Here is a 24,441-nt window from a genome sequence, read left to right on the forward strand (position 1 = left end):
GTCAATTCTCCGTCGATGCCGACGGCGTGCCGCGGCCGAAGCGCTCGCGCAAACGCTGCGCGATGCGGTCGAACGCCAGGTAGATCACCGGCGTCGTGAAGAGCGTGAGCGCCTGGCTCACGATCAGGCCGCCCGCGATCGCAATGCCGAGCGGCCGGCGCAGTTCGCTGCCCGCGCCGTAGCCGAGAATCAGCGGCACGGCGCCGAGCAGCGCCGCCATCGTCGTCATCATGATCGGGCGAAAGCGCAGCAGACACGCCTGGTAAATCGCCTCGCGCGGGGACTTGCCTTCGTGGCGTTCGGCTTCGAGCGCGAAGTCGATCATCATGATGGCGTTCTTCTTCACGATGCCGATCAGGAGCACGATGCCGATGATGCCGATGATGTCGAGATCGTGCCCGGTCAGGATCAGCGCGAGCAGCGCGCCGATCCCGGCCGATGGCAGCGTCGAGAGAATCGTGATGGGATGCACGAAGCTCTCGTACAGCACGCCGAGCACGATGTACATCGTGACGATGGCCGCGAGGATCAGGAACAGCTCGTTGGAAAGCGACGCCTGGAACGCGAGCGCCGCGCCCTGGAAGCGCGTCTGGAACGAGGCGGGCAGATCGATGTCCTTTTCCGCCTGCTGGATCGCCTTGACCGCCGCGCCGAGCGAGGAGCCCGGCGCCAGGTTGAACGAGACCGTCGTGGCCGGGAACTGCGAGAGATGCGTGACGAGCAGCGGCGCGGGCCGCTCGTGGAACTTCGCGATGGCCGAGAGCGGCACCTGGCCCGTCGTGGAGGTCGAGGAGGGCAGGTAGATCGAGTTCAGCGCGTCGGTGTAGTGCTGGAGCACCGGGTCGGCTTCGAGAATCACGCGGTACTGGTTCGACTGCGTGAAGATCGTCGAGATGATGCGCTGGCCGTACGCGTCGTAGAGCGCGTTGTCCACGGTCGCGGGCGTGATGCCGTAGCGCGCCGCGCTCGCGCGGTCGATCTCGATGAATACGGAGCTGCCCTGGTCCTGGAGGTCGGTCGCGACATCGGCGAGTTCGGGCAATTGCTGCAGGCGTTGCACGAGCTTCGGCACCCAGGTCGTGAAGTCCTGGATGTTGGGCGTGGTGAGCATGAACTGATACTGCGTGGGGCTCACCGTCGAGTCGATCGTCAGATCCTGCACCGGCTGCATGTAGAGCGTCGCGCCCGGCACGTGCGATGTGCTGCGTTGCAGGTCGCGGATGATCTCGCTCGCCGTTTCGCTGCGGTCGTCGCGCGGCTTGAGGTTGATCAGCATGCGCCCGCTGTTGAGCGTGATGTTGCTGCCGTCCACGCCGATGAACGACGTGAGGCTCTCGACGTTCTCGTTCTTCAGGATTTCGGCGGCGAGCGCCTGCTGGCGTTCGGCCATCGACGTATAGGACACCGACTGCGGCATTTGCGTGATGGCCTGGATCACGCCCGTGTCCTGCACGGGGAAGAAGCCCTTGGGCACGATCACGTAGAGAATGCCGGTGAGCACGAGCGTGATGAGGAACACGATCATCGTGAGGCGCTGGCGCGCGAGCACCCATTCGAGCGCCACGCCATAGCGGCCGATCACATAGTCGAAGAACGCATGCACGCGCGCCTCGAAGCGGTGGCTTTCGGGCGGCGGCGTGTGGCGCAGCATCTTCGCGCACATCATCGGCACGAGCGTGAGCGAGACCACGGCCGAGATCACGATCGTCACCGCGAGCGTGATGGCGAATTCGTGGAAGAGGCGGCCCACCACGTCGCCCATGAAGAGCAGCGGAATCAGCACGGCGATGAGCGACACCGTGAGCGAGATGATGGTGAAGCCGATCTGCTTCGAGCCCTTGAGCGCGGCTTCGAGCGGTGTTTCGCCGTCCTCTACGTAGCGCGCGATGTTCTCGATCATGACGATGGCGTCGTCCACCACGAAACCTGTCGCGATGGTGAGCGCCATGAGCGAGAGGTTGTCGAGCGAGAAGCCGCACAGGTACATGACCGCGAGCGTGCCGATGAGCGAGAGCGGCACCGAAAGGCTCGGGATGATCGTGGCGTAGATGTTCGCGAGGAACAGATACATCACGAGCACGACGAGCACCACCGACATCAGCAGTTCGAACTGCACGTCGCGCACCGAGGCGCGGATCGTGGTGGTGCGGTCGGTGACGATCTGCACGTCGAGCGAGGAGGGCAGCGCTTCCTGCAACTGCGGCAGGAGCGCCTTGATGCTGTCCACCACCTGGATCACGTTCGCGCCGGGCTGGCGCTGCACGTTCAGGATGATCGCGGGCGTGCCGTCCGCCCACGCGCCGAGCTTGGTGTTCTCCGCGCCCTGCACGATGTTCGCGACGTCCGTGAGCATGACGGGGCGGCCGTTGCGATAGGCGATCACGGCGTCCTTGTACGCGTCGGCGTCGGTCAACTGGTCGTTCGCGTTGATCGTGTAGGCCCGCGTGGGGCCGTCGAAGTTGCCCTTCGGCGTGTTGACGTTCAGGTTCGAAATGCTCGTGCGCAGGTCGTCGAGGTTCAGGCCGTAGGCCGCGAGCGCGCGCGGGTTCGCCTGGATGCGAACGGCCGGGCGCTGGCCGCCCGACAGGCTCACGAGGCCCACGCCCGCCACCTGCGAGATTTTCTGCGCGAGGCGCGTGTCGGCGAGATCCTGGATCTGCGTGAGCGGTAGCGTTTTCGAGGTGATCGCGAGTGTGAGGATCGGCGCGTCGGCGGGGTTGACCTTGGCGTAGATCGGCGGCGCGGGCAGGTCCGAGGGCAGCAGGTTGCCGGCGGCGTTGATGGCGGCCTGCACTTCCTGTTCGGCCACGTCGAGCGGCAGGTCGAGACTGAACTGCAGCGTGATGACCGACGAGCCCGCCGAGCTTTGCGACGACATCTGGTTGAGCGACGGCATCTGGCCGAACTGGCGCTCGAGCGGCGCCGTGACCGAAGACGTCATCACGTCCGGGCTCGCGCCCGGGTAGAAGGTCTGCACCTGGATGGTCGGGTAATCGACCTCGGGCAGGGCGGAAAGCGGCAGAAAGCGCAGCGCGACGAGGCCGACGAGCATGATCGCCGCCATGAGCAGCGCCGTGCCGACCGGCCGCAGGATAAAGGCGCGGGATGGATTCATGCTGGCTTACTGGGCTTGCGTCTGCGATGCGTGGCGGTGGCCATGACCGTGACGCGCGCCCGAGGCCGCGCCGGCCCACGATGCGCCCGAGGCGCCCGACGCGCCCTTCGCGTGCTGCGGATGCTCGGCGGGAATCGTGATCTTCGCGCCTTCGCGCAGGCGGTCGGAGCCGTCGGTCACCACGCGCTCGCCCACGGCGAGTCCCGAGGCGATGCTGGTGCGTTCGGCGTCCACGGGGCCGACCTTCACGAGCCGCACGGTCACCGTGTTGTCGGGCTTCGCGACATAGACGTATTGCCCCTGCGAGCCGTTGAGCACGGCCGAGGTGGGGACGATCACGGCGTTGTGGATCGTATCGACGAGCAGGCGCGCGTTGACGAACTGATTCGGAAAGAGCCCTTGTTCGTGATTCGTGAAGCTCGCGCGCAGCTTGACGGTGCCCGTGGTGGTGTCGATCTGGTTGTCGAGGGTCTGGAGCGACCCGGCTTCGAGCAGTGTGGTGTTGCTGCGGTCGTAGGCCGTGACCGGCATTTTCGTGCCCGCGCGCAATTGCTTCATGATGGAGGGCAGGTTGTCCTCCGACGTCGTGAAGATCACGCTGATCGGTTCGAGCTGCGTGAGGACGACGATGCCGTTGGTGTCGCCGGGCGTCACGTAGTTGCCCGGATCGACCTGACGCAGCCCCACGCGGCCCGAAACGGGCGCCGTGATGCGCGCGTAGGTGAGGTCGAGCTTGTAGGTATCGACGTTGGCCTGATCGGACTTGACCGTGCCCTCGTACTGCTTGACGAGCGACGCCTGGGTGTCGACCTGCTGGCTCGCGATCGAGTCTTGCGAGAGCAGCGTCTGGTAGCGCTTGAGGTCGAGGCGCGCCGTGGTGAGCAGCGCCTGGTCGCGCGCGAGCTGGCCCTGCGCGTTGGCGAGCGAGATCTGGTAGGGGCGCGGGTCGATCTGCGCGAGCACGTCGCCCTTTTTGACCATCTGGCCTTCCTGGAAGTACACGTCCTGAAGCGTGCCCGATAGTTGCGTGCGCACCGTGACGTCGGCAAGCGGCGTGACCGTGCCGAGCGCGGTGATGACGATGGGCATGTCGCCGGCCTGGGCGGTGGCCACGCTCACGGGCTGAGGCATGTTGGCCGCGGCGCCCGGGCCGCCGTGACGCATGCGCGCGCCGGCCGCCGGTGCGGCGTTGCCGCCCGAAAGCGCCTTGTTCCACGGTTGCCAGCGCGCGAGCACGATGCCGGCGATCACGATGACCACACCCAGCGCGATGAACTTGCCCTTGCCGCGCCTCGCGGCGACCGGAGCGGGGGACTGCGGCGTCGTATCTTTACGGGGGGAATCCGGGCGCTTTTCTTGTTGATCCATCGGTCAGGTCGGTAACGGGTTCTCGAAAGCTCTCGGGCGAGCGGATTATGGAGTGTCGGGCTCGACGCGCGCGGGGCCGGCGCGGCGGGTGCGCGCCGATGCTACGCATGTTGTGCGCAGGCCGGATGTCAGGGCTCGCCGCGCCCGGGCCCGACACCGTGCGATTTCCGCGGGCATGGGCGGCTGCGGCGCCGGCTGGCCGGCCTTGCACACGCGGGGCAACGCGGCAGGCCTTTGCCACCAAAAAGCATGATGCTACGTTGCCCCCTTCGTTACAGTCCAGTGCCGTTTCTTTCGAGACGTTACGAGCGTTACATCCTTCGTGTTCTTTTTGTAAGGCGAGGGCGTTCGGGCTGTCAGGTTGAGTGAGGCAGGCGCAGGGCGCCGCCGATTTCGTCGACGATGCGCGCGACGCATTCCCGCATCAGCGGCGCGACATGGGCGACGAGCCACTCGCGCGGGCACTGCTGAGAGGCGCCGCCGCAGTTGATGGCGTAGATCTCGCCATTGGGACCCGCGAACGCCGTGGCAATGGCGTTGAGCCCCTCGTACCACTCGCCGGTCGCGAGCCCGTAGCCCGTGACGGCGGTCTCGGCGAGCGCGGCGTCGAGCCGGCTGCCGAAAACGCCCCAGTCGTTGCCGGCGCTGGCCTGCAACGCGGCGGTGAGTTCCGCGCGCGCATGGGAGTCGAGCGCGGCGAGGTAGGCGCGCCCGACGGCGGTGCGGCCCATGTCGATGCGCGAGCCGACCTCGAGGCGCGTGACGAGCACGGCCGTGCGCGGGCGGATCGCGTCGATCACGACCATGTCCAGCCGGTCGCGAACCGTGAGATGCACCGAAAGCGCGGTGCGCTCGGCAAGCCGCGTGAGAAAAGGCCGGGCGCGGCTGCGGATGTCGGAGTTGCGCAAAAAGCCGTTGGAGAGCGCCAGCACCGAGGACGTGAGCACGAACCGCTCGCTGTCGGGCAGCCGTGCAAGAAAGCCCGTGCTCACGAGCGTGCCGGTGAGCCGCGAAAGCGTGGGCTTGGGGATGCCGGTGAGTTCGGTCAGTTCGCGGTTGCTGAGCGGCGCATCGGCGGCAGCGACGCAGCGCAGGACGGCGAGTCCGCGGGCGAGCGCGGTCACTTCGTCGGCGCCGCCGTCTTTGTCGCGCGGGGTTTCGTCGGCATTGCGCGAGTCGGGTGCGGAAGTCATGGGCGGAACAATTTTCCGAAACAGGGTTTCAAATTTCGCTTTCACGCACTGCGGCCGTGATCGATCCCGGGCTCTGAGTGCGAAACGGCCTTTTGCGTTCAATCAACATCACGCTCGTTAAATTAGGGCGCACAATTCGCGACGATTGTAATGGATGCCAGATGCTGGACGATTGGCGTATTTTGGCGAGATTTTGCTTGACTTAGTCAGCAGGTAGGTAAAAAATGGAACCCGATTTCGGCACTACGCCCTGACCCCGCCGCTGGCGGGGTTTTAATGTGCTCGGGAATATGCAATTCGCATAATTGCGTATCTTTTTCCGATGGCGCGGGTGAGCCGAATACCGTCTCTCAGGTTCTAGCACGGCCCTCGGAATGGCTAGAACTTTTCAACGCGCCACGTGCAAACGTGGCGCTTTTTTTTCGCCCGCCGCGAGCGGACGTCAGCGGACTCAAGCGGACTCAAACGGACTCAAAGCGGCGGATCAGGCGACCTCGCCACTAAAGCGCTCGCGCAACTCCCGTTTGAGCACCTTGCCAATCGGGCTGCGCGGTAATGCGTCGACCATCACGACGTCGGCGAGACGTTGCGTCTTTCCCAATTGTTCGTTTGCCCAGGCGGCGAGCTGGCCGGCTGCCAATGCGCAGCCGCGCCGGAGTGTGACGAAAGCCACCGGCGTTTCGCCCCATCGCTGCGACGGCACGCCGACCACCGCGCATTCCACGATGTCGGGGTGCCGGGCAAGCACCTGTTCCAGATCGCTTGGATAGATGTTGAAGCCGCCCGAGATAATCATGTCTTTCTTGCGGTCCATCAGCACGAGGAAGCCGTCTTCGTCGAAGCGGCCGACATCGCCGGTGCGAATGAAGCGCCGGCCCTCGCTGTCGTACCACTCGGCTTGCGCCGTCTTTTCCGGTTGCCGGTAGTAGCCGGTCATCATGGCCGGCGAGCGGCCGACGATTTCGCCCGCCTCTCCGGCTGCGACCTCATGTCCGTCTGCATCGATCAGGCGCATTTCATGGCCGTTCAGCGGGCGGCCAACCGTGTGCAGCTTGTCGGGAAACTCGTCGGCGCAAAGCTCGCAGGACGCACCGCCTTCGGTCATGCCGTAGAACTCGGTGAGCTTGCCCGGCCATCTGCGCAGGGCGTCCGCCTTGACGCCGGCCGGGAACGGCGCGCTCGTGCAGAACTTCGCGCGAAAGCTGGACAGGTCGTAGCGATCGAAGTCCGGATGGCCGAGGATGCGCTGGTATTGCACGGGCACCAGCATCGTATGCGTCACACGCTCGCGCTGTGCCAGTTCGAGATATTGTTTCGTATCGAACCTGGGCATCAGGACGACCGTCCCGCCGAGCGCCAGCGTCGGGAAGAAGCTCACCAGCGTCGTGTTCGAATAGAGAGGCGTGGCGATCAGGGTGACGGCGTGCGGCCCGTATCCGCGCTCGAGGCTTCGCAGCGTGTACGCGTAACGCATGGCGTGCGACTGGACGATCCCTTTGGGCGCGCCGGTCGTGCCGGACGAGTAAATGATGTTGAACGCCCACTCCGGATGGATTTCCACGTGGGAGGGCGCGGCGCCCGCCGGCGCGAGCCACGCGTCGTACTGCCCGGACGCACCGATATTGACGACGCGCAGCGCGGGCGGCAGCGCGACGCCCGAAAGCAACTGGCAGACAGCGTCGTCGGCGAAGAGAATCCGCGCCCGCGAGTTGTCCAGCATGGCGACGAGGCTGTCCGGATGCGTGGAGGGCGATAGCGGCGCGACCGCCAGGCCGGCCCGGAGCGCGCCGAAGAATACGGCGGCATAGGAGATGGAATTCGATGCGCAAATAGCGACGACGTCTTCAGGTGACAGTCCATCGCGTTGCAGCGACGCAGCGCAGCGCTCGATCATCGCCTGAAGCGCGGCGAACGTCACCGTCTCATCCTCGCAGACGATGGCGGCACGGGCGCCGAGTTCGTGCGCCCGTTGGCGAATCATGGCGGTCAGGTCGACGAAGCCGGCGGCAGACTGAGCGGCAAACCGCGCGGCAGACGGTGAATCGGCTGATGGGGACTTCACTGACATGGCAACGCTCTCCCTTCGGATTGGCCCGGTCACGCTGGATAGTTTGTGAACGCGCGTTCGATTCTCTGACGGGCAAGGACGCTAAACAACGACAAATTTTATGGACAGACCGTCAAGGAGAGTTTGACAGTCCGCGCTCGCGCGGCGGCACGTAAAGCGACTCGCGACGCGTTTCTGCCCTACCATCGGCGGATCACCCGTTCGATGGAGTCGCACGTGCTTTCCGAGGACGAACTGGCGTTGCTCGACGCCATCCGCGAAACCGGCAGCCTCTCGCGTGCGGCGGCACGTCTGAACAAGGCGCCTTCCACGATTTCCCATGCCGCGCGCCAACTCGAAGCGCGCTTCGACGCGCTGCTTTTCGATCGCCGGCGCTACCGGCTGCAGCTTACGCCCGCCGGGCATCTGCTCGCCGAGGAGGCGAGCCGCCTGATGCAGGACGTTGCGCGCATGACGCAGCGCGTGCGGCAGATCGCGAACGGCTGGGAGGACCGCCTGTGGATCGTCACCGACGAGATCCTCGAATTCGAACTCTTGATGCCGGTGATCCGCGACTTCGACGCGCTGCAGTCGGGCGTCAAGTTGCGTTTTGCGCACGAAGTGCTCTCGGGCACCTGGGAGGCGCTGCGCGAGGGCCGCGCCGATCTCGTCGTCGGCGCGACCAATGAACCGCCCGCCATCGACGCCCTGCACTGGTTCGAACTGGGCGTGATGGAGTGGGTGTTCGCGGTGTCACCGCGCCACCGGCTCGCGCGCGAGAAGGCGCCGCTCACCCGCGAGCACATGCTGGCCGAGCGCGGCGTGGCGGTGGGCGATTCGGCGCGGCACGCGTCCGGTCGCGGCTACGGGCTGGTTGGCGCTCAGGAGGTGCTGGCGGTGCCGTCGATGCGCGCCAAGATCCTCGCGCAGCGCGAGGGGCTGGGCGTGGGCTGGGTGCCGAGGCAGCGCGCGGCGAAGCTGATCGAGCGCGGCGAACTGGTCGAGAAGGCCACGGCCAACCCGCGCGAGCCGAACGTGCTTTATGTGGCGTGGCGCGGCGAACACGTGGGGCGCGCCCTGCAATGGTGGATCGACAAACTGCGCGAGCCGCGTCTGGCGAAGCGTCTCGTGGAGGGCGTCGCGGTCACGGGTTGAGGGCGGCTTTCCGCGCAGATGGGCGCAAACGTTCGACGGCTTCGAACGTTTGCGCCAGGACCGTCGTACGGCAGGCGGCGTGCCGGCCGGCAATATGGCATCACAGTCTCAGATCGAGGCTATCCCCTTCAAGGAGAACGTCATGAACCGCTTTGCCAGCAAAACTGTCCTCGTCACCGGCGGATCCAGCGGCATTGGCCTCGCCGCCGCGCTGGCGTACGCCGCCGAAGGCGCGCACGTCATCGTCACCGGCCGCGACGAAGCCGGCCTCGAAGCCGCGCGCGAGTCGCTCGGCCCGAACGCACGCGCCTGGCGCAACGACGCGGCCTCGCTGAGCGGCGCGCGCGAACTGGCTGCCGCCGTGCGCGACGCGGGCCTGCGCCTCGACGCCGTGTTCATCAACGCGGGGGTGGCAAAACTCGCGCCGTTCGAGCAAGTGGACGAAGCGCTGTGGGACGTCACCTTCGACACCAACGTGAAGGGCGCGTACTTCCAGATTCAGGCGCTCCTGCCCGTGCTCAACGACGGCGCGGCCATCGTGCTCAACGGCTCGATCAATGCGCATATCGGCATGCCCACTTCGTCGGTGTACGCGGCGAGCAAGGCCGCGCTGATCTCGCTCGCGAAGACGCTTTCGGCGGAACTGCTGCCGCGCGGCATCCGCGTGAACGTGGTGAGCCCGGGGCCCGTGAAGACGCCGCTCTACAACAAGTTCGGCATGGACGCCGCCGCGCTCGCGGCGGCCGAGGAATCGATCCGCGCGCTGGTGCCGCTCAAGCGCTTCGCGACGGTGGAGGAGATCGCCTCGACGGTGTTGCATCTGAGCGCGGCCGAATCGGCGTTCATGATCGGCACCGAAGTGATCGTCGCGGGCGGGATGGGTCAGCTTTGATGAGCGCCTGAGTGGTTGCTGACCGAATGCGGGCGGCAGGGCGCCGCCCGCGCGAGCAGTGTGGCGCTCACGAAACCGTTTCGCGTTCCGGCGTGGCTGTGATCTTGTGGATCGACAGGTCGGTGCCGTTGAATTCCTGTTCGCGATCGATGCGCAGCCCGACGAACTTGCGCAGCAGGCCATACACGACAAGGCCGCCAAGGAAGGCGATCACGATGCCCGCAATCGTGCCGACGATCTGCGCGCCGAGCGAAACGCCGCCGAGCCCGCCCAGCCAGCGCTGGCCGAAAATCCCCGCGGCGATGCCGCCCCACGCCCCGCACAGGCCGTGCAGCGGCCACACGCCGAGCACGTCGTCGATGCGCCAGCGGTTCTGCACGCAGGTGAACATATAGACGAACAGCGCGCCGGCCACCGCGCCTGTGACGAGCGCGCCGAGCGGATGCATGATGTCCGAGCCCGCGCACACGGCCACGAGCCCCGCGAGCGGCCCGTTGTAGGTGAAGCCCGGATCGTTGCGGCCCGCGAACCAGGCGGCGAGCGTGCCGCCCACCATCGCCATGAGCGAGTTGACGGCGACGAGACCGCTGATCTTGTCGATGGTCTGCGCGCTCATCACGTTGAAGCCGAACCAGCCCACCGCGAGCACCCACGCGCCGAGCGCGAGAAACGGAATGCTCGACGGCGGATGCGCGGCGATGCGTCCGTCGCGCGTGTAGCGGCCGTGGCGCGGCCCGAGCAGCAGCACGGCCGGCAGCGCGATCCAGCCGCCGAACGCGTGGACCACCACGGAGCCCGCGAAGTCGTGGAACGGCACGCCGAACACGTGCGTCATCGCATCTTCGAAACCGAGACGGTTGTTCCACACCATCCCCTCGAAGAACGGGTAGATGAAGCCGACGATCACGAAGGTCGCGAACAACTGCGGGTTGAACTTCGAGCGCTCCGCAATGCCGCCCGACACGATGGCCGGAATGGCCGCCGCGAAGGTGAGCAGGAAGAAGAAGCGCACGAGGGCGTAGCCGTTGTGCTCGGCGAGCACGTCGGCGTGCGAGAAGAACTGCACGCCGTAGGCGAGCGTATAACCGATGAAGAAGTAGGCGATCGTCGAAATCGAAAAATCGACGAGGATCTTCACGAGCGCGTTGACCTGATTCTTCTTGCGCACGGTGCCGAGTTCGAGAAACGCGAATCCCGCGTGCATGGCGAGCACCATGGCGGCGCCCAGCAGCAGGAATAGCGTGTCGGTGCCGGTCTTGAGGTTGTCCATCTGCGTACCCGGTTTGCCCAAAATGGGCGCATACAAAGCAAGGTGCGGGCCAGCTTCGGCGCCAAAGCAGGGAATTTATGGGTTCTCAAGGCGTCAAGCCGGTGCGGCCGTGCACCGATGCAGAAAGGCCGGGCTCCTGCGTTCTGGATACAGGTGCCGTGATGTGGGGCGCATGCACCACGTCCCGACACGTTGAGTGGGTGCGCGCGCAAAGGTGGGGAAAGTGCGCGCCAGAATAGGGCGATTCATTCGATTTCCCTTTCCGTATCAACTTACTGTCGGCTAATCGAAATAATCGCGGGGTTCGGGCGGGCAAAGGCCGGGTCGTGCCAGAGACGCACGTGAAGCGCACATAGGGTGCAAACGCCGACATAATGGCCGGATTGCCACCTCCCGCAAGTCCGGTCGCCCGGTACTCCGCCACGCAATGCGCCTCACGACCAAAGGGCTTCTGCTGATCGCGATTCCCGCCGTATTCGAACTGAGCCTGCTGTCGGCCATCGTGAAGGCCGAGGCCGACGCCGCAGCCGCCGAACGCTGGGGCCAGCACAGCCAGGCGGTGCTCGCGCAGGCTTCGCGCGTGCTCGAACCGGTGCTGGTCGAATCGGTGAAGCTGCGTGGCGCGGTGGCGGCCAACGACACGAGTTACGCCACGCCCGTTTCGATGTGGATAGACGTCGACCGCCGCATCGACGGGCTCGCCGAACTCGTCGCCGACAATCCCACGCAGGTCGAGCGCGCCGTGCAGATTCGCCACGCGGTGCAGAACTATCGCCAATGGTCGGACCGCGTGCAGGACCTGCTGCGATCGGGCCGGCGCGCCGACCTCGCCGAGCGCTTTCGCGAGCTTATGGCCGCCGACGTGCTCGACCGCGTGCGCGCGCAGATCGTCTCTTTCCAGACCGAGGAGCGCCGCCTCGACGTGTTGCGCGTTTCCGCCGCCGAAGCGGCGCGCGCCCAGCAGCAGACGCTCGTGGTGGCGGCCGTGCTCGGCTCGATCGTGCTGGTCGCGCTCGCCGTCTGGGTGTTTACGCGCGGCGTGCGCGGGCGGCTCGACGCGCTGTCCGACAACGCGAACCGGCTGGCCGCGAACGAACCGCTCGCGCCGCTCACGGCGGGCAACGACGAAATCGCCGAACTGGACCTCACGCTGCATCAGATCAGCCAGCGACTGATCGAAGCCGAGCGGCTGCGGCTGGGCTTTCAGGCCGACCTCGCGCGGCGCGCGGACCAGCTTGCGCGCATCAACGAAAACCTGCGCCTGCAGACTCAGGAAAACGAGATGTTCATCCACGGCGTGTCGCACGATCTGCGCGCGCCGCTCGTGAATCTGCAGGGTTTCTCGCGCGAGCTTGACCATGCGTGCGACGCCCTGCGCGAGCGCATTGCGAAGTCTTCGCTCACGCCGCAGGCGCGCTCGCGCATCGAGCGCACCATCGACGAGGACATCGGCGAGGCGCTGCGCTACCTGCAGACGGCCGTGCTGCGCGCCTCGCACATCATCGACGCGCTTTTGCGGCTCGCGCGCGTCGGACGCGTGGAGTACCGGCGCCAGCGCGTGAGCGTCCAGGAGCTGGTGCAGCGCGTGGTCGACGCGATGCATGCCTCGATTCGCGCACGCGGCGCGCAGGTGAGCGTGCAAACGCTGCCCGACGTGTGGGGCGATCCGACGGCGCTCGAACAGGTGTTTGCAAACCTGATCGGCAACGCGCTCAACTATCTCGATCCCGCGCGCGACGGGCGCGTCGAGATCGGTACGGCGCACGCGCCGCCGGGCGTCGAGTCGCTTCAGATTTTCTACGTGCGGGACAACGGACTCGGCATTCCCGAGGTGGGCTTGCCGCGGCTCTTTCAGGCGTTCCAGCGCATGCACGGCAATGTGGCGCCTGGCGAGGGCATCGGGCTCGCGCTCGTGCGCCGCGTGGTGGAGCGGCACGGCGGCCGCGTGTGGGTGGAGTCGACGGAAGGCGAGGGCACGACGTTCTATCTATCGCTGCCCGATGCGCTTGCGGTCGCGCCGCCTTTGCCCGGCGACGCGGAACAGCTCATCAGCGCGCTCGAACGCGCGGAGCGAACGGAAGGATCGCCCGGCGGCTTCGGAGGATACGGCGCAAGCGATAACGCCAGCGGCGCGAGCGGCGCCAATGACGAGGAAGGGGCGAACGCGAAAGGCAGCGTTCGAAGCGAGTTGCGGGCGGCGTCCGCTACGGCGCTGCGGCCACCCGCGGGCGCTTAGTACCCGCTTATGCACCAGGCGCGGTCGCGACGCGCTCAGCAGGTGCTGAAAATGCGGCGCGGCTTGAGCAGCCGGCTCGCGCGAAACGACCAGAGGGCGCCCACGCCCGCGAGCGCGAGGGCGGTGGCGAGCATGGCGTGAGGACTCATGGCGAAGCCGAACGGCACGTTGAGCGGCAAGAAGCTGCGGTCGAACAGGAGCAGCGCGGCCCACAGCGCAAACGCGCCCTGCAGGAGCAGGCGCGTGCCGTGCAGATGGCGCGCCCGGTCGGTCAGGCTACCTGCGCGGCCGTTGCGCTTGCAGAAAAAGAGAATCGCCGCCAGGGCGATCGCGAGGATGACCAGCCAGTCCGTTAGATCCACGACACGCACTCCGTACTCCAGAATAACTGGCCGTTATTCTGGCGAGCAGCGCAGTGCGATGAAATCAGACCAGTCCGAAATGGGAGCGGCGGCCGGTCGGCGCTCCCGCGCCCCTATGCGAACAGACGCGCAGAACAGGCGCGGCGCGAATGGATCAGCGTTGGCTCACGGCTCGATGCGCGTACCGAGCAGCGCGAGGAACTGGCGCAGCCATTCGGGATGAGCGGGCCACGCCGGCGCGGTGACGAAAGGGGCGTCCGTCACGGCGCTGTCGATGGCGATCTCGGCGTATTCGCCGCCCGCGAGCCGCACTTCGGGCGCGCAGGCCGGATAGGCCGAAATGCGCTTGCCGCGGATCACCTCGGCTGCGGCGAGCAGTTGGGCCGCATGGCAGATCGCCGCGATGGGCTTGTTCGCCTGGGCGAAGTGACGCACCATCTCGATGACCTTCGCGTCGAGGCGCAGGTATTCGGGCGCGCGGCCGCCCGCGATGGCGAGCGCGTCATAGCTGGCGGCGTCGATTTCGTCGAAGGTCGCGTTGAGCGCGAACTGGTGCCCGGGCTTTTCGGTGTAGGTCTGGTCGCCCTCGAAGTCGTGGATCGCGGTCTTGATGCGCTCGCCGGCCTTCTTGCCGGGGCACACGGCGTCGACGCGGTGTCCAATGGCCTGCAGCGCCTGAAACGGCACCATCGTTTCGTAGTCTTCGGCAAAATCGCCTGTGAGGAACAGGATCTTCTTGACGGCCATCGTTTGTCTCCAGAGGTGGACGGTGGAACAGATCGTGCGCGAGGGCAGTCTACTCCATCATGTTTGACGATTTCGCAAAGCATGGCGTTACGGATGCCCCACCGCCATCCATCGGCTGGCGGCGCTACGTGCCGGGCCGCGATGCGGGCGCGCTGGCGGCGTTGTTCCGCGCGTCGGTGACCACGCTCGCGGTCTCGTGCTACGACGCGAGCCAGCGCGCGGCGTGGGCCGCTGCCGCGGACGATCTCGCGGACTTCGACGCGCGCCTCGCGCGCGGCGTGACGCTCGTGGCGCAGTGCGACATGCAGTGTGGGCGTACCGCCGTCGCGTTCGGACAGCTCTTTCCGCTCGATCAGGTCGAGATGCTGTACGTCGCGCCGGGATGGTCGCGCCGCGGACTCGCGACGGCGCTGCTGGCGCGCCTCGAAGCGCTCGCGCGCGAGGCGGCCTCGACGGTATTGAGCACCGATGCGAGCGCGGTGTCGCGGCCGGTGTTCGAGCGCGCTGGCTTTTCGCTCATTTCGTCGGAATGGGTGGTGCGCGACGGCGTATCATTGCCGCGTTTTCATCTATGCAAGCCGCTTCATGCGGCGAATTTTTCAGGATGACCATGGTTTCGAAGGTTTCGACGCAAAGGCTGATACTGGCTTCACTGCTCGTGAGTGCGGCGCTTGCCGCTGGCTGTAACAAGCAGGACGCTTCCTCGCCCGATCAGAACAAGCAGTCCGCCGACGCCGTGAAGCAGGCCACGCAGGACGCCGCCAACCAGGCCGCGCAACAGGCGGCGCAAGCGTTCGGCAAGGCGGCGAGCTATGTGAACCAGCAACTCGGCGCGGCGCAGCAAAAGCTCGATTCGGCCGCATCGCAAAGTCAGCAGGCAAGCGCCTCCTCGGCCGATCTGGCTTCGTCGGCGCAAGGTCAGTTGCGCGGCGCGGCGAGCACGGCGCAAGCGTTGCTCGGCCAGGCCGCCGCGGCCACGGGCACCGGCTTGACGAACGCAGGGCACTCGTTGCAGCGCTGGGCGAGCAATGCCGCCGAGGCGGCATCGGCGCCTGCGCCCGCATCGGATGCCGCGAAGTAAGGCCGCCGCGCGCAGGATGACTGGCCGGTTGACGCTTCGAATTAATGTAATTATGATGGTTACACTTTTGGGTGCGCGGGTCGACTCATTCGCGCGCCGCTCAGCAGTGGCAGGTTCGCCGTGAATACGAGTAGCCGTTTCGCCTTCGCCGTTCACGTGCTTGCGCTGCTGGCGCAGCAGGAGGGCGCACCGCTGTCGTCGGAGATCATCGCGGGCAGCGTGAACACGAATCCCGCGCTTATTCGCAGGCTTTTGTCGATGCTCGCCAGCGCGGGGCTCACCACGTCGCAACTCGGCGCGGGCGGCGGCGCGTTGCTGGCGCGCGAGCCGCAGGCGATCACGCTGCTCGACGTCTATCAGGCAGTGGACGACGCGCAGTTGTTCGCCATGCATCGCGAGGAGCCGAATCCGGCTTGCCTCGTCGGGCGCCATATCCAGCAAACGCTGCGCGGAGTGATCGACGACGCGCAGCGCGCCATGGAGGCGTCGCTCGCCACCCGCACGCTCGCGGACGTCGTCGACGACATGGCGCGCAGCGAGCGCAAACTCGAACGCGCGCGGGCGAGGCGGGCATGAGCGGATAGCGCGGCGGCAGATTCATCAGCGGGGCATTGCCCCGTTTTTTCACCCCTAAAATGTAACTTTTGTAGTTACATAAATACCGGAAGACAGGAGTCAGTTCATGAGCAAGACGCTGAAAATCGCGCTCTTTGGCGCAACGGGCATGATCGGTTCGCGAATTGCCGCCGAAGCGGCGCGCCGCGGCCACCAGGTGAGCGCGCTCTCGCGCCAGCCCGAGCGCGTGGCCGCCGCGCCGAACGTTCACGCGGCGAAGGCCGATCTGCTCGACGCGGCGAGCGTCGGCGCGGCGGTGCGTGGCTACGACGTGGTGGCGAGCGCCTACGCGCCGCCCAAGGATCAGCCTGGCGATGTGCTGGTCGCGAGCCGCGCGCTGGTCGAGGGCGTGCGCGCGGCCGGGCTCAAGCGACTCGTGGTGGTGGGCGGCGCGGGTTCGCTCGAGGTCGCGCCCGGCAAGCAGCTTGTCGATACCGACGGCTTTCCCGATGCGTATAAGGCCATCGCGCTTGCCCACCGCGAGGCGTTCGACTACTACCGCACGGTGAGCGACCTCGACTGGACCTTCTTCGCGCCCGCCGCCATCATTGCGCCCGGCGAGCGCAAGGGTACGTTCCGCACGGGCGCGAATACGCTGATCGCCGACGCGAACGGCGAAAGCCGCATTTCTGCCGAGGACTACGCGATCGCCTTCGTCGACGAACTGGAGCAGGGCCGCTTCATTCGTCAGATCGCAACGGTGGCCTACTGAGGCCGCGGCGCGAGGCGGCGTCGCCTTCGCGCTGACAAACTGTTACGCACCCGCAAGGCGTGCGGAGGCGGAGTGCGGCTAAACTGGAACGTCCTGTTTTTGCCCCTCCGCCATGAATACCAGCATCGGACGCGATAGCGCGGGCGCCGGGCCGTCGCGCATGCGCTTCGGTGCGGCGGATCGTGCACCATTTTCGCGCGGCGTGTCGGCGCGTTTGTGCGTGCGCGCGCGGGTTTGCGCAACGATTCGCGCGCTACTGCTTCTAGCAAGCCTCGCTGCGTGCTTTGCCGTGCCCATACGAGCCTCGGCCCAGGCAGTGCCGGCGCCTGTGCTGCCTGTGCTCAAAAGCATCATCACCGGCGCGCCGGCCGCCGCCTCGGGCGCCTCCGCAGCCGAGGCGGCATCCGCGCCTTCCCCCGCGAGCGAGGCCGAGTTCACGCGCTCGCTCGACAGCGTCATCGCCACGCTCGACAACGAGCGCCAGCGCACCGCGCTCCTCAACCAGCTCAAGAAGCTGCGCAGCGTGTCGCAAAACGTGGCGCCCGCGCCCGCCTCGGGCGCGGCGGCCACCTCGGGGTTGCTGGGCGCGATCGCGTCTGGCCTCGCTTCGGTCGAGGCGGACGCGCGCCGCGGCCGCAGTCCGTTTCACTACTGGGCCGGGCGCTTCAGAGCGGCCGGTCTTGAGCTTTATGACATCGCTTCGGGCGGGGAAGGGGAAAACCCCGGCCGCATCGTGTTCGATCTCTTCGCCATGCTGGCCGGCTGGGGCGCATGCGCGGCGGTGCTGCGCTGGATCGAGCGGCGCCTGCTCAGGCGTTTCGACGTCGAGACGGGGCTGCGACCCGATCCACGTACCGTCGATCTGCTGATTTTCGTTGTGCACCGCGCGGCGCCGTGGATCGTGGCGTTCGTCGGCGCGCTCGTGGTCGAGCGCTCGCTGCCGGACGCCCTCGGGCGCACGCTCGCCCTCGTGATCGCCTACGCGATCGTCGCGGGCGCGGTGTTCTCGTCGATCTGCCTCATCATGTTCTCGCTGTTCGGCTCGGGGCACCGGCGCGCGGCCGTGCGCCTCCTGATCGCACGCTCGCGCCGGCTGCTCTTCGCGATCGGCGTGCTGGCCGCGCTCGGCGACGCCGCGACCAATTTCGAAGTCGCGCGCCAGTTGGGCGTGAATCTGGCCGCGCTGGTGAGCACCGCGGCGAACATGGCGGCCGCCGCGCTGACGGTCGCATTCGCCATCGCGTTCCGGCGGCCGGTCGCGCATCTGATCCGCAACCGCGGCTATACGCTGCGCCACCGGCACAAGGCGCTCACCGAAGTCCTCGACGTGCTCGCCTCGCTCTGGCAACTGCCGATGCTGCTGCTCGCCGGCGCGTCGATCGTCGCCACCTTCGGCGGCATCGGCAGCCGCGACGACGTGCTGCAGATTTCCGTGGTCTCCGCGCTCCTGCTCGTGCTCGCGTTCTTCCTCTCGGCGGTCGTGCTGCGCATCACGCGCCCGAATCCGGCGCGCGTGCGGCGGCGCTCGCCCTATCTGCGGCGTCTGCTGCGCTTCGCGGGCACGCTGCTGGTGGTGTTCATCTGGTTCGCGTATTTCGAATCGTGCGCGCGCCTCTGGGACATCTCGCTTGCCGCCATCATCGAGGCCAGCGTGGCCGCGCGCGGCATAGCGCATGCCATTTTCGCGATCGTGTCGACGGTGTTTCTCGCGTGGCTCGTCTGGATCACCATCGATACCGCGATTCTCGAAGCGCTCAACCCGACCGGCGCGCGCACCAAGGGCCGCGCGCCCAGCACGCGCGCGCGCACCATGCTGCCGCTCGTGCGCAACGCCGTGCTCGTAACGATTCTCACCGTCACCGGCATCGTCACCGCGGCTAATCTCGGCATCAACGTCACGCCCCTGCTCGCCGGCGCGGGCGTGATCGGGCTTGCCATCGGCTTTGGTGCGCAGTCGCTCGTGGCCGATCTCATTACGGGCCTGTTCATCATCATCGAGGAGACGATCTCGGTGGGCGACTGGATCGACATCGACAACGGCCATGCGGGCACGGTCGAGCATCTGTCGATCCGCACCGTGCGGCTGCGCGACGGGCAGGGCGCGATCCACGCCATTCCGTTCTCGCAGATCAAGATCGTGAAGAACCTCTCGCGCGATTTTGCGTTTGCCGTGTTCGAAGTGCGCGTGCCGTTCTCGGTCGATCTCGATACCGTCACGCGCATGATTCGCGAAACCGGCGCGGAACTTGTGGCCGACTTTCGCTATCGCCGCGAGATACTCGGGCCCGTGGAAGTGTGGGGGCTCGACCGCTTCGATCCGAACTGGATGGTCGTGAAAGGGCAGATCAAGACGCGGCCGCTGCAGCAGTGGAGCGTGGCTCGCGCGTTCAATGCGCGCCTGAAGCGCCATATGGACGAAGCGGGCATCGAGATGCCGGTGCCGCAGATGCAGGTGCACATGTCCTCGCGCAGCGGCGATGCCGACGAGCTGCATGGGGAGGCGGGCGCGGCGCAGGGCCATCCGCATGCGTCCGCGGCGCGGGCGGCGGGCGGCGTGGCGCGCGATGCGTCGCACGAGCCGCGGCCCGCGCCGCCGCCGACAGCGGGTCCCGAGGGCGCGCCGCCGCAGATTCCCACGGCGGGCAGCCGCGGCTGAACGGTTGTCTGTTTTAGCTGCCCATGGCGCTTTCGCGCAGCAGTGGCAGCACGTCGTTGACTTGCGTAGCGATATGCTCGGCGGCGACGCCGTACACGTGCAGCGACACCGCCTGCGCGCCGCTACCGTTGGAAAGCCGGTGGATGCCCGCGCGCCCGCGCCCGCCGAACGCCACCGCGCCGCTTGCGCGCGGATGCGAGCGAACCACGTCGGCGCCCTGGCGCGCCTCGTCCCATGCGTAGAGTGTTTCGGTGAGCGTGCCGTCGAGCACGGCGTAACCGCACCACGTGTGATGCGCGTGGATCGGGCTCGCGTGGCCAGGTTGCCAGACGAGTGCCGCTACCGTATAACGGCCGCGGCTGTCGGTCGCGATGACATGACGCCGGTACGTGTCCGCGCAGCCTTCTCGCTGCGCGCTCGTGACGAGCGCCGGGTCGGCGAGCGCGTGCGTGAGCGCCGCGCGCAGGCTGCGCGCGAAGCGGGCGCAGCGCGACGGGTCGTCGGGCGTCGCGCAGGCGTCGAAGGCGGCGTCGAGTGCGGCGGTGAAGCGCGCCACGGCCGCGGCGTGCTGCTCCGCGGTGTGGACGGCGCTCAGCAGAGCGAGTTCGGCTGGGGCGTTCATGGCGTTTTTTCTTCCGTTTCCTGTAGGAAGATTTATAGCCGTTTGCGCGTGGAAAGAGTTTTCCTATTCTTTTCCCGTTTTCCCGTCGTGTAGAATAAATTTCTACGCTTCGGGGGGTGCGGAAATGGATCTTATCGACAGAAAGCTGGTTGAGCTGCTTCAGCAGGACGCGACGATGCCGGTCGCCGAACTGGCGCAGCGCGTCAATCTTTCGCAAACGCCGTGCTGGAAGCGCGTGCAACGGCTGAAGGAAACGGGCGTGATCCGCGCGCAGGTCGCGCTGTGCGATCCGCGCAAGCTTGGCGTGGGAACGACGGTGTTCGTCGCCGTGCGCACGAACCAGCACACGGAAGCCTGGGCGCAGACTTTCACGCGCGCCGTGCAGGAGATTCCCGAGATCGTCGAGGCGTATCGCATGAGCGGCGAGACCGACTACCTGCTGCGCATCGTGGTCTCCGATATCGACGATTTCGACCGCGTCTACAAGCAGCTCATTCGCGCCGTGCCGCTGTTCGACGTCAGTTCGAGCTTCGCGATGGAGCAGCTCAAGTATTCGACGGCGCTGCCCGTGCGTAGCGGCACTTGAGGCCCGCGCAGGCGCCTCGTGGCGCAAGCCGTCTGCAAGGCATGGCGGCGTAGAATGCCCGTTCCTGTCATCCAATTCCTATTCGAGGCTGGGCACGACCGATGAGCGAACCGCGCAAGAAAAACCCCACCGTCGGCGTTGCGGTGTTCATCGTGGTGGTGGTGGTGTTCGTGATCGGCACCGTGCTGTTCAACGCGCTGAAAAGCAAGCGCGAGTACGAAGAATCGGTGGGCGCCAGCGGGGCAAACGCAGCCGCGAGCGCGGGCGCTTCGCAGGCCAGCGGCTCGGCGCAGTGACGCGCCGGGCGCTTTGCTTTTTATTCCTCCGGCAGGCGGATGATGCTCGCGTCCCGGCGAATGAGCCAGGACGCCGCGATCATCTGCTTGCATTGATGCGCGAGCAGCTTGAGTTCCTGCGCAAGCTCCGCCGTGGCGCCGAGCGCGCGCTCGGCTTCCACTACCATCGCATCGAGTTCCCGCGTGAGCTGCTTCGTGATGTCGGTTTGATCGAGCGGCGCGGGCGTACCCGCTTCGGCGGCGACGAGGTTCTCGTGCACGCACGAGAGCGCGCGCTCGAGTACATCGAGCTTGATTTCCGGTTGATCGGGCCGCGCCGTGCTGCGCAGCAGCGGCGCGGTGGCCGTGATGTGCGAGGCGAGGACGTGGCTGCGCACGAGCAGGTCGTTGAGTTCGGGCACGAACCTCTGCGCGGCCTTCGGTTCGAGCATCATGCGCTGGAACGCCTGGCCGAGATTCGCAAACGCCACGTGTACGTTCTTGCGCGCGAGCCGGTAGCGGAAATCGCGCGCCAGCGAAGGCGCCGCTGCGGCTGCGCCCGCCGTGGAGTGCGCGGCCTGGGCGGTGGCTTTCGCGCCTACGGCTGAAACGGGCGAACCGGGCGCGCCGGCGGTGGGCGAATGGTCGATCGTCGCCGTGGCCGAGGCGGTTGCGGCTGCGGCGGGCGGGTCGTCAACCGCCTGCGCAACCGCTTCGTCAACCACGGTCGCCGCATTCGCCGAGGCGCTCGTCATTGCGCTCACGCTGCCCGAAACGCTGTTCGCGAGGCCGCCCGCATCGACGGCTGAAGTTGTAGTGGCGGTTGTGGCGGTCGCGGCGGCATGCGCCGGCACGCCTGCGCCTGCCTCGCTCGCCACGGCTCCCGCGAACGCGGGCTGCGGCGCGCTCGCGCGCCCGCTCCACCACCAGCTCGCCTCCAGATAGCTGCGCGTCGCGGCGATCATGTCGTGCACGAGTTTGCCCATCAGGCGATATTCCCAGTACGGGAACAGATGACTCGCGGCGATGGCGATCATGCAGCCCACCACCGTGTCGATCGCGCGCTCGCCGATGATGCGCAGGCTGCCCGGCGCGAGCAGGTGGAACATCAGCAGCACGTACGCCGACGTGAACACCACGCTCGCCGTGTAGTTGAAGAGCAGCAGGCTGTAGCTCATCACCATTGCCGCGAACATCGAGACGAGCAGCACGAGCGGCTGCTTCACGAGCAGGATCAGCGCAATGCTCGCGATGCAGCCGATCAGCGTGCCGACGATACGCTGCGCATTGCGCTGGCGCGTGAGCGAGTAGCCGGGCTTCAGGATGATGATGCTCGTCATCACGATCCAGTAGGCGTTGGTGAGCGGCAGCAGCCGCCCGAGCCAGAAGCCCACCGCCACGGCGATCGTCACGCGCAATGCGTGGCGAAAGCTCGGCGAGGCCATCGTGAGATTCGAGAAGATCTGCAGCCAGGACACGCGGCGGTTCGTCACGAAGCGCGCGAGCGCCTCGTCGATGCGCACCTCGGTTTCGGTCGCCGGCACTTCGCTCGCGAGATTGCGGCGCATGCGGTCGATCAGCCGCGTGGCGCTCCAGATACGCCGGAACGACGCCGAGATCGCCGCATAGACCTCGGGGTCGCTCGCGGCCAGATCGCGCTTCTTCAACTGATCGAGTTCGTATTCGATGGCGCGCAGTTCGGCCTTCACGTTCACGCTCGCGCGCGGCGCTTCGTTTTGCAGCACCGCGAGGCCGATGTCTTCGAGATCGGCGGCGGCCTTGCGGATCAGGTCCCGGTAGAACACGAGCAGGTCGGAACCGCCGAACGTGTTGCGCACGAGCGGGTAGTCGGTGTGCGCGCCCACGAACAGTTCATGCAGATCGACCGTGTTGATGAACAGGTTGAAGTGCATGGCGCGCCGCGCGTCGATCTTGCCGGCCCGGAGTTTGGGCAGGTTGCGCAGCACGATGTCGCGTGCCGCGTCCTGTCGCTCGACGGCGGCGATCTGCTTCGCGACGAGGTTGCGATAGCACTCGTCGAGGTCGTTGTCGAGATCGAAGAACTGGGCGCGCGCGAGCAGATAGTCGGCGCACGCGAACACGCTTTCGGCGAGCGCCTGCTGCTCGATGCGATCGAGCAGCAACTGGCTGATCAAGGTCGACCACGCCGTGTACCAGAGGCCGCCCAGCAGGATCCACAGCGCATTGACGAGCGCGAGATGCGGCGTGAAATGCTCTTCGAGCGTCATCACCATCATGAAGAGGGTGGCGAAGCTGATCTGCGGCCAGCGGTTGCCGTACACCACGATCAGCGAGAGCACGAAGGTGAGCGGCACCACCGTGGCCCATAGCGCGATGGGACTGAAGGTGGCGAGGCCGGTCGCAAAAGCGGAGAGAAACCCGATCGCACTGCACGCGAGCATTTCGTTGCGCTTGTACTTGAGCGGCCCCGGCATGTCGACCACGCACGCGCCGAGCGCGCCGGTCGAGATGGTGAAGCCCAGTTCGCTCTTGTGAAAGACGAACAGGCACAGGACGGCGGGAAGCGAGATGCCGATCGCGATGCGCAGGCCGCCGTAAAAGTACTGGCTATAGAGGAATTTCCTGATTTCTACGGAGTAGCGCATCGACTGCCGGGAAGTTCGAGAGCGGACGGTACGCCGCGGACTGTGGCGCTGAGTCTAACGTATTTCGGGCGCGATCTGACCGCTGGTGCGTGCCAGACCGCGTGTCTTCAGTCCACGCTCAACGTGCTTGTGTTCGCGCTGGCGGTTGCGTGCGCATCGCCGAGCAGGCCGTGCGTGCCATGGATGCGCCGCATGCGCGTGCGATACCAGAAAGTCCAGGCCATCAGGGCGCCGAATACGCCATAGCCGATGATTGGCGAGACGACGAGAAAGCGCTCGATGGGCCAGGTGGCGGCGAGATAGGTGCGCAGCGCGGAATCGAGACACAGTCCAAGGCCCCAGATGAACGTGAGGAGGCGCATGGCCGCGACGAATCTCGCGTTCTCGTTCCAGAGCTGTTCGAGCCGCGCGACGCCCTCGCGAGTCTCGCGTGCGACCGTGGCTCGCGTGAGATAGAACACGAGCGGGCGCTTCGCCAATAGCGAGATCAGGAACGCGGCGCCGATCGCGCCCGAAGCAAGACTCTCGCGCATCAGCAGCACGCGCGGGCCGCCGCCGAACGCGACGGCCAGCAGCGAGAGCACGATGCCGAGCAGGATGACGGCCGAGAGCGCATCGACGCGCCGAAAGCGCACGAGTTCGACCATGCTCCAGGCAAGCGGCGGCGCGGCCGAGGCAACGAGGCCGCCGACTTCGCCCCAATACGGCTCGGCGAGACGATAGGCGACCCACGGAAGCAGCAGGTTGACCGCCAGTTCGGCGACGAATGCTGGACGCAGCTTCATGGGTTGCGTGCTCCTGTGGTTCTGAGGAGGGAATGACGCCAGTATGGTTCATGCGCTGCGCGGCGGCAAACTGGCTGCCTGGCCGCCCGAGCGGCTG

20 protein-coding genes are annotated in these 24,441 nt (G+C 66.7%); 10 read left to right on the forward strand and 10 right to left on the reverse strand.

From position 1 onward, the window contains the following. Position 1: 1 nt before the first annotated feature. From U5768_RS24205 to U5768_RS24220, 4 genes are all read right to left on the reverse strand, one after another. The gene (locus U5768_RS24205) at positions 2-3,115 is read right to left on the reverse strand and encodes an MdtB/MuxB family multidrug efflux RND transporter permease subunit (protein WP_322032929.1); all 3,114 of its coding nucleotides are present in this window, start codon (positions 3,113-3,115) and stop codon (positions 2-4) included. A gap of 6 nt (positions 3,116-3,121) precedes the next feature. Beyond that, a complete protein-coding gene (locus U5768_RS24210; RefSeq protein WP_322032930.1) occupies positions 3,122-4,483 on the reverse strand; it encodes an MdtA/MuxA family multidrug efflux RND transporter periplasmic adaptor subunit in 1,362 nt (453 codons plus the stop codon). Positions 4,484-4,839: 356 nt separating this feature from the next. Continuing rightward, the gene (locus tag U5768_RS24215; protein ID WP_322032931.1) at positions 4,840-5,676 is read right to left on the reverse strand and encodes an IclR family transcriptional regulator; all 837 of its coding nucleotides are present in this window, start codon (positions 5,674-5,676) and stop codon (positions 4,840-4,842) included. A gap of 484 nt (positions 5,677-6,160) precedes the next feature. Beyond that, complete coding sequence (locus U5768_RS24220; protein WP_322033089.1) at positions 6,161-7,744, reverse strand: class I adenylate-forming enzyme family protein; 1,584 nt, start codon at positions 7,742-7,744, stop codon at positions 6,161-6,163. Between the two features lie 216 nt (positions 7,745-7,960). Here U5768_RS24220 and U5768_RS24225 point away from each other — a divergent pair, with 216 nt between their 5' ends. Both U5768_RS24225 and U5768_RS24230 read left to right on the forward strand, forming a co-directional pair. After that, entirely contained in the window at positions 7,961-8,878 is a 918-nt protein-coding gene (locus tag U5768_RS24225; protein WP_322032932.1) for a LysR family transcriptional regulator, read from the forward strand. A gap of 142 nt (positions 8,879-9,020) precedes the next feature. Beyond that, positions 9,021-9,770: an SDR family oxidoreductase gene (locus U5768_RS24230; protein ID WP_322032933.1), complete on the forward strand. Its 750-nt coding sequence runs from the start codon at positions 9,021-9,023 to the stop codon at positions 9,768-9,770. A gap of 67 nt (positions 9,771-9,837) precedes the next feature. Here the strand turns inward: U5768_RS24230 and U5768_RS24235 are convergent, their stop codons facing one another. Continuing rightward, positions 9,838-11,040 (reverse strand): ammonium transporter, encoded by a 1,203-nt coding sequence (locus tag U5768_RS24235; RefSeq protein ID WP_322032934.1) that lies wholly within the window; start codon positions 11,038-11,040, stop codon positions 9,838-9,840. A 427-nt stretch (positions 11,041-11,467) separates the two neighbouring features. Here U5768_RS24235 and U5768_RS24240 point away from each other — a divergent pair, with 427 nt between their 5' ends. Continuing rightward, positions 11,468-13,276, forward strand: coding sequence for a sensor histidine kinase (locus U5768_RS24240; RefSeq protein WP_322032935.1), 1,809 nt, complete (start codon positions 11,468-11,470; stop codon positions 13,274-13,276). Between the two features lie 35 nt (positions 13,277-13,311). Here U5768_RS24240 and U5768_RS24245 read toward each other — a convergent pair whose 3' ends face one another. Beyond that, positions 13,312-13,638: a hypothetical protein gene (locus U5768_RS24245; protein ID WP_322032936.1), complete on the reverse strand. Its 327-nt coding sequence runs from the start codon at positions 13,636-13,638 to the stop codon at positions 13,312-13,314. A 165-nt stretch (positions 13,639-13,803) separates the two neighbouring features. Beyond that, complete coding sequence (locus U5768_RS24250) at positions 13,804-14,385, reverse strand: DJ-1/PfpI family protein (RefSeq protein WP_322032937.1); 582 nt, start codon at positions 14,383-14,385, stop codon at positions 13,804-13,806. A gap of 59 nt (positions 14,386-14,444) precedes the next feature. Between U5768_RS24250 and U5768_RS24255 the strand changes: the two genes are divergently transcribed. The 5 genes from U5768_RS24255 (at position 14,445) to U5768_RS24275 (ending at position 19,449) form a co-directional block, all read left to right on the forward strand. Continuing rightward, a complete protein-coding gene (locus tag U5768_RS24255) occupies positions 14,445-14,993 on the forward strand; it encodes a GNAT family N-acetyltransferase (RefSeq protein ID WP_322032938.1) in 549 nt (182 codons plus the stop codon). After that, a complete protein-coding gene (locus U5768_RS24260; RefSeq protein WP_322032939.1) occupies positions 14,990-15,466 on the forward strand; it encodes a hypothetical protein in 477 nt (158 codons plus the stop codon). The genes U5768_RS24255 and U5768_RS24260 overlap by 4 nt, the downstream gene beginning before the upstream one ends. Before the next feature lie 120 nt (positions 15,467-15,586). Then, entirely contained in the window at positions 15,587-16,042 is a 456-nt protein-coding gene (locus U5768_RS24265; RefSeq protein WP_322032940.1) for an Rrf2 family transcriptional regulator, read from the forward strand. Positions 16,043-16,148: 106 nt separating this feature from the next. Continuing rightward, on the forward strand, positions 16,149-16,793 hold the full coding sequence (locus U5768_RS24270) for an NAD(P)-dependent oxidoreductase (RefSeq protein ID WP_322032941.1): 645 nt from the start codon (positions 16,149-16,151) through the stop codon (positions 16,791-16,793). A gap of 112 nt (positions 16,794-16,905) precedes the next feature. Beyond that, positions 16,906-19,449: a mechanosensitive ion channel family protein gene (locus tag U5768_RS24275; protein WP_322032942.1), complete on the forward strand. Its 2,544-nt coding sequence runs from the start codon at positions 16,906-16,908 to the stop codon at positions 19,447-19,449. Between the two features lie 13 nt (positions 19,450-19,462). Here the strand turns inward: U5768_RS24275 and U5768_RS24280 are convergent, their stop codons facing one another. Then, on the reverse strand, positions 19,463-20,071 hold the full coding sequence (locus tag U5768_RS24280) for a cysteine dioxygenase family protein (protein ID WP_322032943.1): 609 nt from the start codon (positions 20,069-20,071) through the stop codon (positions 19,463-19,465). Positions 20,072-20,195: 124 nt separating this feature from the next. On the opposite strand from U5768_RS24280, the gene U5768_RS24285 reads away from it, so the two are divergent. Beyond that, a complete protein-coding gene (locus U5768_RS24285) occupies positions 20,196-20,657 on the forward strand; it encodes an Lrp/AsnC family transcriptional regulator (protein WP_028204798.1) in 462 nt (153 codons plus the stop codon). A gap of 101 nt (positions 20,658-20,758) precedes the next feature. Further along, positions 20,759-20,953: a hypothetical protein gene (locus U5768_RS24290; RefSeq protein WP_322032944.1), complete on the forward strand. Its 195-nt coding sequence runs from the start codon at positions 20,759-20,761 to the stop codon at positions 20,951-20,953. Positions 20,954-20,973: 20 nt separating this feature from the next. Here the strand turns inward: U5768_RS24290 and U5768_RS24295 are convergent, their stop codons facing one another. Both U5768_RS24295 and U5768_RS24300 read right to left on the reverse strand, forming a co-directional pair. Beyond that, on the reverse strand, positions 20,974-23,559 hold the full coding sequence (locus tag U5768_RS24295; RefSeq protein WP_322032945.1) for an FUSC family protein: 2,586 nt from the start codon (positions 23,557-23,559) through the stop codon (positions 20,974-20,976). 107 nt (positions 23,560-23,666) lie between these two features. Further along, positions 23,667-24,344, reverse strand: a complete 678-nt coding sequence (locus U5768_RS24300; protein WP_322032946.1) for a VC0807 family protein — start codon at positions 24,342-24,344, stop codon at positions 23,667-23,669. Positions 24,345-24,441 lie beyond the last annotated feature (97 nt).

It is taken from the genome of Paraburkholderia sp. J76, assembly GCF_905220295.1.
Classification (GTDB): Bacteria; Pseudomonadota; Gammaproteobacteria; order Burkholderiales; family Burkholderiaceae; genus Paraburkholderia.